At 64.2% G+C, this 12,982-nt stretch carries 13 protein-coding genes; 7 read left to right on the forward strand and 6 right to left on the reverse strand.

Going from position 1 to position 12,982, the window contains the following annotated elements; translation table 11 throughout:
- The first annotated feature begins 9 nt into the window (after positions 1-9).
- Entirely contained in the window at positions 10-651 is a 642-nt protein-coding gene (locus AB4Z38_RS15335) for an NADPH-dependent F420 reductase (RefSeq protein WP_441430496.1), read from the forward strand.
- A gap of 73 nt (positions 652-724) precedes the next feature.
- Here AB4Z38_RS15335 and AB4Z38_RS15340 read toward each other — a convergent pair whose 3' ends face one another.
- The 6 genes from AB4Z38_RS15340 to AB4Z38_RS15365 form a co-directional block, all read right to left on the reverse strand.
- Positions 725-1,636: a sugar phosphate isomerase/epimerase family protein gene (locus tag AB4Z38_RS15340; RefSeq protein WP_441430497.1), complete on the reverse strand. Its 912-nt coding sequence runs from the start codon at positions 1,634-1,636 to the stop codon at positions 725-727.
- Positions 1,633-2,865 carry a Gfo/Idh/MocA family protein gene (locus AB4Z38_RS15345; RefSeq protein WP_441430498.1) on the reverse strand — a complete coding sequence of 411 codons (1,233 nt, stop codon included), beginning with the start codon at positions 2,863-2,865 and terminating at the stop codon, positions 1,633-1,635. Before AB4Z38_RS15345 ends, AB4Z38_RS15340 begins: the two co-directional genes overlap by 4 nt.
- A complete protein-coding gene (locus AB4Z38_RS15350) occupies positions 2,862-3,707 on the reverse strand; it encodes a sugar phosphate isomerase/epimerase family protein (protein WP_441430499.1) in 846 nt (281 codons plus the stop codon). The genes AB4Z38_RS15345 and AB4Z38_RS15350 overlap by 4 nt, the downstream gene beginning before the upstream one ends.
- A 2-nt stretch (positions 3,708-3,709) precedes the next feature.
- Positions 3,710-4,531: a carbohydrate ABC transporter permease gene (locus tag AB4Z38_RS15355; RefSeq protein ID WP_441430548.1), complete on the reverse strand. Its 822-nt coding sequence runs from the start codon at positions 4,529-4,531 to the stop codon at positions 3,710-3,712.
- Positions 4,532-4,626: 95 nt separating this feature from the next.
- A complete protein-coding gene (locus tag AB4Z38_RS15360) occupies positions 4,627-5,622 on the reverse strand; it encodes a carbohydrate ABC transporter permease (RefSeq protein ID WP_441430500.1) in 996 nt (331 codons plus the stop codon).
- Positions 5,623-5,634: 12 nt separating this feature from the next.
- Positions 5,635-6,990 (reverse strand): ABC transporter substrate-binding protein, encoded by a 1,356-nt coding sequence (locus tag AB4Z38_RS15365; protein WP_441430501.1) that lies wholly within the window; start codon positions 6,988-6,990, stop codon positions 5,635-5,637.
- A 183-nt stretch (positions 6,991-7,173) separates the two neighbouring features.
- On the opposite strand from AB4Z38_RS15365, the gene AB4Z38_RS15370 reads away from it, so the two are divergent.
- The 6 genes from AB4Z38_RS15370 to AB4Z38_RS15395 all read left to right on the forward strand — a co-directional run bounded on the left by AB4Z38_RS15370 (position 7,174) and on the right by AB4Z38_RS15395 (position 12,937).
- Positions 7,174-8,196 (forward strand): LacI family DNA-binding transcriptional regulator, encoded by a 1,023-nt coding sequence (locus AB4Z38_RS15370; RefSeq protein ID WP_441430502.1) that lies wholly within the window; start codon positions 7,174-7,176, stop codon positions 8,194-8,196.
- A gap of 217 nt (positions 8,197-8,413) precedes the next feature.
- Positions 8,414-9,235, forward strand: coding sequence for an ammonia-dependent NAD(+) synthetase (nadE, locus tag AB4Z38_RS15375; protein ID WP_441430503.1), 822 nt, complete (start codon positions 8,414-8,416; stop codon positions 9,233-9,235).
- A 186-nt stretch (positions 9,236-9,421) separates the two neighbouring features.
- Entirely contained in the window at positions 9,422-11,170 is a 1,749-nt protein-coding gene (locus AB4Z38_RS15380; RefSeq protein ID WP_441430504.1) for an AMP-binding protein, read from the forward strand.
- 26 nt (positions 11,171-11,196) lie between these two features.
- On the forward strand, positions 11,197-11,706 hold the full coding sequence (locus AB4Z38_RS15385; protein ID WP_441430505.1) for a MarR family winged helix-turn-helix transcriptional regulator: 510 nt from the start codon (positions 11,197-11,199) through the stop codon (positions 11,704-11,706).
- A 257-nt stretch (positions 11,707-11,963) separates the two neighbouring features.
- Entirely contained in the window at positions 11,964-12,638 is a 675-nt protein-coding gene (locus AB4Z38_RS15390) for a TenA family protein (protein ID WP_441430506.1), read from the forward strand.
- A 152-nt stretch (positions 12,639-12,790) separates the two neighbouring features.
- A complete protein-coding gene (locus AB4Z38_RS15395) occupies positions 12,791-12,937 on the forward strand; it encodes a hypothetical protein (RefSeq protein WP_441430507.1) in 147 nt (48 codons plus the stop codon).
- Positions 12,938-12,982 lie beyond the last annotated feature (45 nt).

Consider the following 12,982-nt stretch of genomic DNA (forward strand, 5'->3'; position numbering starts at 1 on the left):
CCCGCACACATGACAACAATCGGAATCATCGGTGCAGGACACATTGGCAGCCAAGTCGCTCGCAAAGCAGTTGAGCTTGGCTATGACGTAGTGATCAGCAACTCGCGGGGACCGGAGACCCTGGCGGAACTGGTGGCGGAGCTTGGCACACGTGCCCGGGCAGCAACCCCGGCCGAGGCAGCGGCTGCGGGCGACTTCGCCGTCGTCACCGTTCCCCTCAGGAGCTACCAGGACATCCCTGTGGAACCGCTCGCGGGCAAGATTGTGATCGACACGAACAACTACTACTGGGAACGGGACGGCCGCATCCAGGAGCTGGACAAGGGCGAGGCCACCACGTCGGGCCTGCTGCAGAAGCACCTGCCCACGTCCAAGGTCGCCAAGGGCTTCAACCACATCATGGCGAAGGAGATCGGCACCGACGGCACCCCGGCGGGCTCCGAGAACCGCCGCGCACTGGCCACCGCCAGCGACTACCCCGAGGCCGCCGAACTCGTGGCGAAGCTCTACGACGAGTTCGGCTTCGATACTGTCAACATCGGGCCGCTCGATGAGAGCTGGCGCGTGGAGCGTGACCGCCCGGCCTACGTGATCCGGCAGAACGCCGCCGAACTCAAGGACAACCTGACGAAAGCACCGCGCACCATCTAGACCTCACAGCACAGCAGCCGCTTGCCTCAGAAAGGCAAGCGGCTGCTGTGTTTAAGCGGCGACGTCGAACCCGTCAGGATGCCGGGGCTGAAGCGGCGACGTCGAACCCCGCCAACGCGGCTGCCTTGCGGACGTACGCTAGGTTCGACGCGGTCCGTTCCTCCAGCGGAAGCTCGGTGGAAAAGTCCTCCAGCGTGACCCAGGAGTCGTAGCCAACCTCTGCGAGCGCCCGGAAGTAGGCCAGGACGCTTCCCTGTCCCTCGGCCAGGGGTGCCCATTCGTTGACCCACATGGCCGCACCCGATTCGTCCTTCGCCTCGGTGCGGACCCAGCGGGCGTTCTTCACGTGGACATGTGCCAAGTAGGGGCCGAGGAGCTGGAGTGCAGGCAACGGCGATTCCCAGCCCTCAATCAGCAGGTTGCCGAGGTCGTGGATAACGCCAACGTGCTTGGGATCCAGCCCTTCCAGCAATCGCCGGGCCGAAGAGGCCGACGCCGTCACGGTTCCATGGTGCAGTTCCACGAGGGCTTTGACGCCGTGGTGTGCCGCGCGGGAAGCGACCCACTCGTAGTGTTCCCGGGTGGCGGCAAAGAGTTCCGGGTAGGACAGGCCGGTTGGTTCCTGGCCGCCCATGTTCGAGTTGCCCAGCGGCAACACGTTCACTCGGACCTGCTGGGCACCCAAGGCTGCGGTCGCGGCGAGGACCCGATCGACGTCGTCGTGGTTGTCGCAGCGGGCGTAACCGCCGAGGCCGGAGAACTCCAGGCCTGCTTCAGCGGTGAGGCGCGCAATCTCCGGGATCAAGCCCTCCAAGCCCGTCATGGGCCAGGTGGCACGGTTACCTGCCCAGAAGCCTGGTTCTGCTGCCTCCGCCTGGTCCGTGACGCGCCATTCGATGCCGTCCCAGCCCTGGGCGGCAAGCTTGGTGGCGGCTTCCCGCGGCGACCATTCGGGCGTGGATGCGGTGAAGACGGAGAACTTCATGCCGATACCTCTTCGCGGGGCGAGCCAGTGGGGGCTCCCGGGTGGGAAGGGGCCCCGCCGGTGCGGACCTCCACGTTGTTGTACTTGCCGGCTATGACGTCTGCAATCAGCACGGGCTGGCCCAAGGTGGCCGAGACATACAGGGCACGCACTGTAGCCAGAGCGGTCACGGCATCCCGGACGGTAACACCCGCGGGGCGTCCTGCACGGATCGCCGCGATGATGTCGCGGTACTGCCGGACATGTCCAGCCGGATACACCGTGGGGTCCAGTGCTTCGACGGTGTCGTCCGGGTATCTGGCGAGCTCGACGGCGGCCTGGTTCCCGCCGCCGAGGATGCCCATGGCGCTGCTTTCCGAAGGATCTGCGGCGTCGGAGGCGTGGAAGTACGCGAGGTCGTCGTTGTCGATCACTGCGGAACCCTTGCTGCCCATCACCTGGAGGCGCACCGTCAAGCCTGGGTACGCCGCCGTCGTCGCGTGCAACACGGCAAGGGCGCCTGACTCGAAGGTGACAGTAGCTACGGCGGTGTCTTCCACCTCAACGCCTTGGTGGGCAAGGAGCGCGGTTTTGGCGCTGATCTCGAGGGGCCGGCCGAGGAACCACAAAAGCAGATCGACGGTGTGGACGCCCTGGTTCATGATGGCGCCACCGCCGTCCATGGCCCAGGTTCCGCGCCACGCGCCCGAATCGTAGTAGCCCTGGCTCCGCCACCAGCTGACCGAGGCGACGGCGGAGGTCAGCGTGCCGAAGCGTCCGGCTCGGCGTGCCTCGTCCACCACCCGGCTGGCCGGATCGAAGCGGTGCTGGCTGATCACTGTGGCCACCAGGCCCTTGGCCTCGGCAGCCTTGGCCGCAGCCAGGATTTCGTCCGCCTTGCCCAAGTCAACGTCAAGGGGCTTTTCAATCACGACGTGCTTGCCGGCGTCGAGCGCTTCCAGCGCTTGCTGGATATGCAGCCCGCTGGGCGTCGCGATGATGACCAGATCCACGGGTGCGGCGGCGAGCGCCTCAGCCAGCGTCGGGAAGACTGCCGGCTTCGGGTCGCCCTGGGCTTCGATCTTCGAAGCAAGCGCCTCGGAGGCCTCGGCAACCACGTCCACAAGCGCCGTGATGACCACTTCCGGGAATTCGCGGACCGCCGCCGAGTGGGTGCGGCCGATGACCCCGCACCCTACGATCGCGGCCCGGATCTCCGAAGCGCCCGGAGCATTTGAGACCTGGCTCACTTCGTCCCCACTCCTGCTTCATGGAGGACTTTCGCGAACGCCCTTGCTGCAATGCCGAACGCCGTCGGGCCGGAGAAACCGCCCAGTCCATGGGCACCGGCCAAGTGTGGCTCGAGGCTCGCGAAGCCGGTGTACCCGTCGGCCTTCAGGGCCTCAACCGTGCGGAGGACATCGCCGTCGCCCTCGCCCGCCGGGACGACGGCGGCGTTCGAGAACAAGGCGTCCTTCACCTGCAGGTATTCAAGGTGCGGGCGGAGCTTGGCGTAGCCGTCGTCGAAAGGCTTGACGCCCACCTGGACGAAATTGGCCGCGTCCCAAGCCACTTTGAGCGCGGGAGACGCCACCGTTTCGACAATGTCCAGGACCCGTTCGGGGATATCCCCGTAGATGTCCTTCTCGTTTTCGTGCAGAAGCACGACGCCGGTCTCTTCCGCCACGTCCGCGAGCGCACGCATGCGTTCGATGACCGCCTCCCGGATGCTCTCCACCGCGACATCCTCGCCGTAGTAGAAGGAGAAGATCCGGATGTAGCGGGATCCCAGGACCTGCGCGGCGTTGACTGCCCGGCGAAGCCGCTCGACCTCGTGCTCCACGGGAAGGGAAACGTCCACTTTCCCGATCGGCGAGGCGATCGCGGAAACCTTCATCTCCGCGGCATCCAGCAAGGACTTCAGTTCACGAAGCTGCGCATCATCCAGATCCACGATGTTGGTGCCCCAGGCGCTGCGGACCTCAATGTGGTTGGCTCCCAATGCCTGCATCACGGCAATCTGGATCTTGGGGTCGTCGTCGATCTCGTCGCCGAAGCCCGAGAGCTCCCATTCAACAGCTGGCGTGCTCATAGTTACTTGACTCCTCCGGCGGTCAGGCCGCCCACTAGGTAACGCTGGAAAATCAGGTACAGGATGACCACCGGGGCGGCACACACAAGTGAAGCCGCCATCATTTGGCCGTAGTAGGGAATCGCGCCGCCTTCTTGCGAGGCGCCGAAGACCTGGAGCGCGACGGCGGCCGTCTGGCTTTCGGGCCGCGTCATGACCGAGGCGAACAGGACATCGTTCCAGCCGAGCAGGAAGGCGAAGATACCGGAAACGACGACGCCGGGCCAGCTCAGCGGGAGGATGATCCGCACCAGCACGCCCAGGTTGCTGGCGCCGTCGATCCTTGCCGCCTCTTCGAGTTCCCTCGGCAGGCCGCGCAGGTAGGTGACCATCACCCAGGTGGAAAACGGCATCGCGAACGTCAGGTACGTCACGAACAAACCCCACTGCGTGCCGATGATCTGGATGCCCAAGTAGCTGGCGGACGAGGAGAACAGCACGAAGACCGGAAGCACCATGAGGGTACCGGGAACCGATTGCAGTCCGAGGAGCCCGCGAAGGATCGTCAAGCGGCCACGGAATTGGTAGCGGACCAGGACGTAGGCGGTGGCGATCGACATCAGTGCGGAGACCACGGCGGTGGAACCGGCCACGAGCACGCTGTTGGCCAGGCCCGTGGCTAGTCCAACACTCGACCAGATGGTGGAGTAGTTCTCAAAGGAGAAGCTGGACGGGAAGAACTCGCCCCGGGCCACGCCGATGTCCGAGTTCACGGACGCCAGGAAGATGTACGCCACCGGAATGAGCACCAGGGCACACAACACCGTCAGGATGATGGCGAGCATGGGCCCTGGCAAGAGTTTGGTGACTTCGTGCTGGCGTTTGGAGCCCGGGCGGAAGTCATCGCTCGATTTGCGTCCGACGGCGGTAGTTGCGGTGCTCACTTTTTGCCTCCGGGAGTTTCGGCGTCGTCGAGTTTGACGGCCCGCAGATAGACGAACAGGGGAATCGCGATCAGGATCAGCGAAATGAAGGCCATGGCCGCGCTGAGCCCGAACCTGAAGCTCTGGAAGCTCGTGACGTAGGTGAGGATCGGGAGCAGCTCCACGTCGGACGGAGCGGGTACCCCGAACAGGACGAACGGCAAGGTGAAGTTGTTGATGTGGTGCAGCATGCCGATCAGGAACGCCAAGGAGAGCGGACCCTTGAGATAAGGGAAGACCACGTAGCGGAGCTTGTTCCACCACAGCGCACCGTCAAGGGCCGAGGCCTCGTGGACCTCATGGTCCACGGACTGGAGCCCGGACAATGCCAGCAGGTAGACGAACGGCCACGATGCCCAGATCTGGACCAGGATCAGCGTCCAATAAGACTGGGGACCGTTGAGCCACAGGCCGGGGTCGATGCCTACCGAATGCAGCGCCGAATCGATCACGCTGCCCGGCTGGAACATCGTCCGCCACACCGTGGCCACCACGAAGGAGGGAAGGACGTAGGGGACCAGGAAGATGGAACGGATCACGGCCCGGCCCTTGAACGCGTTCTGGGTCGCGACGGCGCCGGCGATGCCGAGCGGGATAGTGACAACCATGGCGAGCAAGGAGTAGCTGACGCTGAGCCAGATGGCGTGGAGCAAAGGCGATGCGGTCAACGCTTCGACGAAGTTCTGGACTCCGATGAACGGAGCGCTGACCCACTGGCGCAGCGAATACTGGTCCAGGTCCAGCCCCGACATGAAGATGCCGAGGAGGAGCGGCACCACGATGATGATCACCATCAGCAGGCCGCCTGGAATCAGCATCCACAAGGGGCGGTTGCGTTCGCTCAGCCCCTTGCGGCGCCGGGGCGTGTTGTCCGGCGACTGCGGGTCCGGCTTTGCAGCGCGGGACGATTTGCGGCGCGTGGACTTTCCCGCAGTCAATGAATCGGTGGACATGTCAGTTCCTACTTACTTCGATGCCCGGTCAAGTGAGGCCTGGCCCTTGGATTGTGCGTCCTTGAGGCGCGCCTGGAGGCTGGAGTCGTCCACGGAACCCCTGGAGAGATCGGGGATCGACTGGACCACCACGTTGAGGAGAGCGAGCTGGATGTCGCCCCAAGCTCCCGTGAACGGCGTGGCCTTGGACTTCGCCGCGGTGTCGGCAACCGGTTGGAGGACAGGGTTGTTCAAAGCCTTCAGGGCTTCGGCGTTGGCCGGCAGGTCTCCGAAGATCTTCTGGTAGTTCAACTGCTCATCTTTGGACGTGATCAGGTTGATGTAAGCGAAGGCAAGGTCCTTCTGCTTCGAGTAGTCGGCAACAACCACGTTGTCACCGGACAGGATGCTGGCCGCATTCGCGCCATCGCCCTGCGGAGACGACTGGCCCGGGGCCGTCGTCGGCATGGCTGTGTAGGCGTACTTTCCCGCGACAGCCGACTTGTCGAGAGTCGGAAGGGAACTCGACGTCGTCATCATGAGGTATCCGGCCTTGCCCGAGGCAAAGGCGGCAACGGCATTGCTGTTGCTCCACCCGATGGAAGCCGGATCGACTACCTTGTCCTTGGTAAGCCATCCGAAGTAGGTTTCGTAGGCTTTCTTGACGGCCGGGTCATCAAGCTTGAGCGTTTTGCCGTCCACGAGCGGGTTTCCTGCCTGGACGGACATGGCCCAGATGAACTTCCAGGGGTCAAAGCTGTCCTTGTACCCGGTGGCCAGACCGAAGGTGCCCGTGGACGGATCAGTCATCTTCTTGGCCTGGGCTGCAAGCTCGTCCCAGCTGGTGGCGGGCTTGTCGATCCCGGCTGCTTTCAGGATGTCCTTGTTGTAGGCCATCACGAACGGCCGGCTGACAAAGGGAATGCCCGCTTGGTGCTGGGCGTCCGGGCCGGAAATTCCCAGGGCAGCCTGGTTGAACTTGTCTTTCCCGCCTACCTTCTTCCAGTCGTCGTCGGACAACGTGACGAAGGCCTTGGTTGCATACGCGGTGGGGGTGAAGGTGGTACCGAGGCTGTAGACGTCAGGTCCCTGTCCGGAGACGACGGACGTCTGGATGCGGGTCAGTTCATCGTTGGCCGAAGCGAAGGTTTCGAATTGGACGTCGGCACCGGTCTGCGCCTTGAACTTGGCCGCAATGTCGGTGAACCATTGCTTCTGCTGGGCGGGATAGGCGGCGCTGGAGTTGACCAGGACGCTCAGCTTCTTGCCCTTCCCATCGACGGGCCCGGCGCTCCCTCCGGAGCTGGTGCTGCCGCCTCCACAGGCGGTCAAAGCTAGGGCGGCTGTTACAGCAACAGCGGCAAATTTGGCGGACGATGCAAACTTCATTGTTTTCCTCCCTGGAGCCCGATGGCCTCATTGGCGTGGTGCTCGTCACATCGGGTGATTTCTCCGAGTCTAGGCATGCGCAACAAGGATGACAAGCGATTGCCAAAAATTGTCATCGGTGCTGCAATTGTGGGACAAGTCACTCATTGTTGAGCGGCTGCGGCAGATGAGGAAACCTAGACGATGGCAGAACTCCAGCTCCAGGCACCGGGCAAACAGCCCACGATCCGCGACGTCGCGGAGCTCGCGGGAGTGGCGACGTCAACAGTCTCGAGAGCCCTGAGCAATCCCGGGAGGGTGAACCATGTGACGCGCGAGCGGATCGAAGAAGCAGCCGCGCAATTGAATTACATTCCAAGCTCCCAGGCCCGAGGGCTCAGCTCCGGACGCACCCAGACCGTTGCCGTACTGGTTCCGGACATCACCAATCCGTTCTACTTCGACATCATCCGCGGGGCGCAGCACCAGTTGAAGGCCGCAGGCTACACGCAACTGCTCGTAGACACCGAGGAATCAGCCGAGATGGAGGCAGATGCCCTGCAGAAAATGCGCCGTTCGGCAGACGGATTCATCCTTGCCGCGTCCCGCCTGACGGATGCACAGCTGGCCGAAGCGGCGGCACAGCAGCCCCTGGTCACCATCAACCGGGCCCCGGCAATTGCACCCACCGTGGTGATCGATACGCCGTCGGCCATCATCCAGGCGCTGGAGCACCTGGTCTCGCTGGGGCACACACGGATTTGCTTCGTCGGAGGCCCGGCCACCTCCTGGTCCAACGCCAAGCGGTGGCAAGCCTTCCAGGAAGAAACCACGGAACGGAAGCTGACCACATTCAGCGTGGGACCGTTCGCACCCAAGACCACATCCGGAGCGGCTGCAGCGGACGCTGCGGTGCACACGGGGGCCACGGCGTGCATCGTCTTCAATGACCTGCTGGCCATCGGGATGCTGCAGCGGCTGCGCGAACGCGGTATCCGGGTGCCCGACGACATGAGCATCGTCGGTTGCGACGACATCTTCGGAGCCGATTTCTGCAACCCTCCCCTCACCACCATGGCGTCTCCCATTGAACAAGCCGGGCGCGTGGCAGTCTCCATGCTCCTGTCCCGGCTGAATCCCCAGTACGGCGGCACCAGCCGGCGCTTGGCAGTCATGCCCACCCACCTCACAGTCCGGGCATCGACGGGCGCCGCGCCGGTGCGCTGAATGGGCCGCGTGCGCCCAACTAATCCCCACCGCCACCCTCACCTCGCAAGCTCGGCCAGGGAACCCTGGCGGCGTGGGCCCACGCAGTAGGTGTCGTTTTGGAGCCTCTAAACGACACCTACTGCGAGCTAGTTGGGCCGGGTTCGCCCATCCTGCGGTACGACACCCTGGGTGACACAGTTGAGTGTTTCAAGTGCTGGTTACTAGTGTTGGGGACATGCGCACACTCCAGGCCACGATCATTGCGGAAATGGGCGTCCAGCCCCGGATCGACCCTGCCGAGGAGGTCCGTAAACGCGTCAAGTTCCTGAAGGAATATCTCAAGGCCACGCACACCAAGGGTTTTGTCCTGGGCATTTCCGGCGGACTGGATTCTTCCCTCGCCGGGCGGCTCGCCCAGCTGGCAGTCGAAGAGCTTGCAGCCGAGGACGTGGAGGCCAATTTCGTGGCGGTCCGGCTCCCCTACGGCGCCCAGCACGATGAGGACGACGCCCAGGCCGCACTGGACTTCATCCAGGCCAAGACCGAATGGACATTCAACATCTCCCGGGCAGTTGACGGCTTCGAGGACGAGTTCGAAAAGACCACGGGCGCACGCATCTCGGACTTCCACAAGGGCAACACGAAGGCACGGGCCCGCATGACCGCCCAGTACGCCCTCGCCGGCGAACACAATTACCTGGTGATCGGCACGGACCACGGAGCCGAATCCGTCACCGGGTTCTTCACCAAGTTCGGCGACGGTGGCGCGGACATCCTGCCGCTCTTCGGCCTCAACAAGCGGCAGAACCGCGCACTCCTCGCGGAACTCGGCGCCCCGTCCCGGGTCTGGGAGAAGATTCCGACGGCGGACCTGCTGGACGGCACGCCCGGACGCACCGACGAGGATGAACTCGGTGTCAGCTACGACCAGATCGACGACTACCTTGAGGGCCGCGAGATCCCCGAGGCCGCCGCGATGCTGATCGAGCAGAAGTACCTGCGTACACGGCACAAGCGCACTGTTCCGGTCACGATTTTTGACACGTGGTGGAAGTAGCCGTCGCCTGAACCGGCGCCGCCGTCGTCATCCCGCAAAAGTCTGCCCGGCGCGACAGGACGCATCCGCGCCACACTGCCCCTTCCAAACCCTTGGATGTCCTAGTATATTGCAGGTGAGGCGGATCACACGGCCAGCTCGCACCGGGTCCGCGCTTACCCATCCACGCAGGGCGAAAGGCAGACAATGACAGTCACCGACGACTTCCGTGCAGCCCGCGACCGGCTCCTTGAGCTGCGCACCGACTACTCCAAAGCACACAGCGAATTCCAGTGGCCCCGCTTCAGCGAGTTCAACTTCGCACTCGACTGGTTCGACCAGATCGCGGCAAACCCTGCCACAGCCAACAACCCTGCCTTGGTCATCGTCGAGCAGGACGGCAGCTCCACCCGCCGAAGCTTCGCCGAGCTCTCCGCACGGTCCTCGCAGCTCGCCAACTGGCTCCGCGGCAAGGGCGTCCGCCGCGGCGACCGCATGATCATCATGCTTGGCAACCAAGTGGAACTGTGGGAACTCATGCTCGCCGGGATCAAACTCGGCGTGGTCCTGATCCCCACCACCACACTCATGGGTCCGCGCGACATCACGGATCGCGTGGAGCGCGGCGGCGCCCGCTGGGCCGCCGTTGGGAGCGCCAACATTGCCAAGTTCGCCGAGGTGCCGGGCGACTACACCCTCATTGAAGTGGGCGACGGCGGCCCGGCCGTCCCCCAAAACCCGGCCGCCGGCCAGACCGCCACCGCCCTCCAATATGCCGAAGCGGATTCCGCGGAGACCGGGTTCGTCCCCGACGCCCCCACCGCCGCCGACGAAACCATGCTCCTCTACTTCACTTCGGGCACCACGTCGCGGGCGAAGCTGGTGGAGCACACCCACACGTCGTACCCCGTGGGGCACCTCTCAACCATGTACTGGATCGGCCTGGAACCCGGAGACGTCCACCTCAATGTGGCTTCCCCCGGTTGGGCCAAGCACGCGTGGTCCAACGTTTTCACGCCGTGGATCGCCGAGGCCTGCGTCTTCGTCTACAACTACGATCGCTTCGATGCCAAGGCCCTCATGGAACAGATGGGGCGCGAAGGCGTCACGAGCTTCTGCGCCCCGCCCACCGTTTGGCGCATGCTCATCCAGGCTGACCTCACCCTGCTCAAAACCCCGCCCACCAAGGTGGTTTCGGCGGGCGAACCGCTCAACGCCGAGGTGATCGGTCAAGTGGAGAGGGCCTGGGGCCAGACCATCCGCGACGGTTTTGGCCAGACGGAGTCAACAGTCCAGGTCGCCAACACCCCGGGCCAGCCGGTCAAGACCGGCTCGATGGGACGGCCGTTGCCGGGCTACGACGTCGTACTTGTTGACCCTGCCACGGGCGAAGAGGCCGACGACGGCGAGCTGTGCTTGCGCTTGGACCCCCGCCCCGTGGGGCTCATGAAGTCCTACTTCGGCGACCCGGAAAAGACGGCCGAGGCTTTCCGTGACGGTTATTACCACACGGGCGACATGGCCAGCCGGGACGAGAACGGCGTCATTACCTACGTGGGCCGCGGCGACGACGTCTTCAAGTCATCGGACTACCGACTGTCCCCTTTCGAACTCGAGAGCGTCCTGATCGAACACCCCGCAGTGGCGGAGGCCGCCGTCGTGCCCTCTCCGGATCCGGTCAAGCTTTCGGTGCCTAAAGCTTTCGTGGTGCTCGCCGCCGGCTACGAGCCCGGTCCGGTCGTGGCGGAGGACATCCTCAGGTACTGCCGGCAGCATCTGGCGCCGTTCAAGCGCATCCGTCGGCTCGAATTCGGCGAGTTGCCCAAGACGATTTCCGGCAAGATCCGGCGTGTCGAACTTCGAGGCACGGAGGTGGCCCGCCACGGCGACGGCCCGCTGCCCGCCGGCCTGGGCGTCGAGTACACAGAGGACGAGTTCCCGAGTCTGAAAGAATAGGCAGCCAAACAATGTCAGGAGGCACCGTGGGCAGCCCGCTCCCCCGCGACCCCATCGCCGACGCCCAGCGAAACTGGGAACGCCACGGCTGGGGCGAAGTCGCCGCGCCCATGGCGGCCATCACCGCGATCATGCGCACGCAGCAGATCCTGCTGGCGCGGATCGAGGGCGTGCTGAAGCCGTTCGGGCTGACCTTCGCCCGTTACGAACTCCTGGCCCTGCTGAGTTTCGCCCGCAGCGGCGCGCTGCCCATGAACAAAGCCAGTGCGCTGCTCCAGGTGCATCCGACGTCGGTGACGAACGCCGTCGACCGCCTCGAAAAGGCAGCCCTCGTGGTCCGCTCGCCGCACCCCACCGACGGGCGCACCACGCTGATCGAGCTCACCGCGGAGGGCCGCACCCTCGCGAAGCGCGCGACGACGGCACTCAACAACGAGGTATTCGGCCAGTCCGGTTTCGGGGACGAAGACGTCGAGCACCTGATTCGCGTGCTCGGAGACTTCCGCAAGGCCGCGGGCGACTTTACGGACGGCTAACGCGTTGTCTATGTCGCGTGACGCCTGTGTCGTCCGGCGGGGCAACACAGCCCATCGCTTCCCACGCAAGCACGGCGCCCGGCAGTTCAGCTGGACCCGCCTACCAATCCGGTCAGCGGATCGTCGATCATGTGAGTTTGGTGTTGGGCCGGAATAGGCAAGAGATTTCAAAGAGGATTGAGGTTGGCTGGCGATTGACGTTCTGCGTCATCGCGCCGGCTGCTAGGCTGCGGTTCTGAACTTCCAGGAGGAACACCGTGGGCTTTGCCGAACTACTAAGGAGCAACTGCGCCGCAGATTGGGACGCAGCCGTCAACCATCCGTTCGTGGATCAGCTCTTCGACGGGAGCCTTCCCGATGACGACCTGCGCCGCTACCTCGTGCAGGATTACCAGTTCTGCGATGCGTTCACAGCGCTCCTAGGCCAGGCAGTTGCCTCAGCACCGTCGCTTCCTTCGCGACTCGTGTTCGCGCGGGTGCTCGGGGCTTTCGCCTCGGACGAGAACACATACTTCCAGGATTGCTTTGAGGAGTTATCCGTACCTGAGGCCGACCGGATAGCGCCTTCACTGGGTCCTGCGACCCGCGACTTCGATGCGCTCATGCGGAGCGCTATCGCCACGCGCTCCTACCCGGACGTGTTGGCTGTAGTACTGGTGGCGGAATGGCTGTACGGCGACTGGGCGTCCCGGGCCGGCGACCCCGCTCTATGGCCGTCAGCAGCAAAGCATTCGGAGTGGATCCGCCTGCACAACAACCCCGAGTACAACACGTGGGTTGAGTGGTTGCGGGCGGAGTTCGACGCCGTCGAGCCCGTCTCCGCCGAAGACCGTGCCCGCGTGGGCGGGACGTTCGCCGAGGCGGTCCGGCTGGAACGCACGTTCTTCGACGCAGCGCTGGTCCCGGCGGACAGCAATGCTGAAGCCCGTTAGCCCCACTTGCACACGGTGTATTCGAGTTCGATCAACCCTTGGTCGTACGTCTTCGCTCCCGCCAAGCTCAGCAGCGTCGGGTCCTGGCCTCAGGAAAATCGCCTCAGAGAGCTTCCTTCAGTTGGCGTGAGAACACGTAGCGGCGGAGGCCGTTGAGCGCTGGTGCGATGATCTCTCCGGCCGATGCCGGCGTCAGCCGGAACCCGGCGAACATCCGGTACGTCGGCGGCGAAACCGTCCGCCGTTACGAACTCCTGGACAACCAGCTGGACTCTACGCCGGACCAAGGATGTCCATAAGCCCTCGGCTGTGTGACAAGCCCATCGCGTGACCATATTGTGAGA

Origin of the sequence: Arthrobacter sp. 2RAF6 (genome assembly GCF_052115205.1) — a bacterium.
Taxonomy (GTDB): Bacteria; Actinomycetota; Actinomycetes; order Actinomycetales; family Micrococcaceae; genus Arthrobacter.

What these genes read in the sequence shown, in the direction of transcription:
- AB4Z38_RS15380 (WP_441430504.1), top strand. Translation starts at nt 9,422, where the DNA reads ATGACAGTCACCGACGACTTCCGTGCAGCCCGCGACCGGCTCCTTGAG.
- AB4Z38_RS15350 (WP_441430499.1), bottom strand. Translation starts at nt 3,707, where the DNA reads ATGAGCACGCCAGCTGTTGAATGGGAGCTCTCGGGCTTCGGCGACGAG.
- AB4Z38_RS15360 (WP_441430500.1), bottom strand. Translation starts at nt 5,622, where the DNA reads ATGTCCACCGATTCATTGACTGCGGGAAAGTCCACGCGCCGCAAATCG.
- AB4Z38_RS15370 (WP_441430502.1), top strand. Translation starts at nt 7,174, where the DNA reads ATGGCAGAACTCCAGCTCCAGGCACCGGGCAAACAGCCCACGATCCGC.
- AB4Z38_RS15365 (WP_441430501.1), bottom strand. Translation starts at nt 6,990, where the DNA reads ATGAAGTTTGCATCGTCCGCCAAATTTGCCGCTGTTGCTGTAACAGCC.
- AB4Z38_RS15340 (WP_441430497.1), bottom strand. Translation starts at nt 1,636, where the DNA reads ATGAAGTTCTCCGTCTTCACCGCATCCACGCCCGAATGGTCGCCGCGG.
- AB4Z38_RS15335 (WP_441430496.1), top strand. Translation starts at nt 10, where the DNA reads ATGACAACAATCGGAATCATCGGTGCAGGACACATTGGCAGCCAAGTC.
- AB4Z38_RS15355 (WP_441430548.1), bottom strand. Translation starts at nt 4,531, where the DNA reads ATGCTCGCCATCATCCTGACGGTGTTGTGTGCCCTGGTGCTCATTCCG.
- nadE (WP_441430503.1), top strand. Translation starts at nt 8,414, where the DNA reads ATGCGCACACTCCAGGCCACGATCATTGCGGAAATGGGCGTCCAGCCC.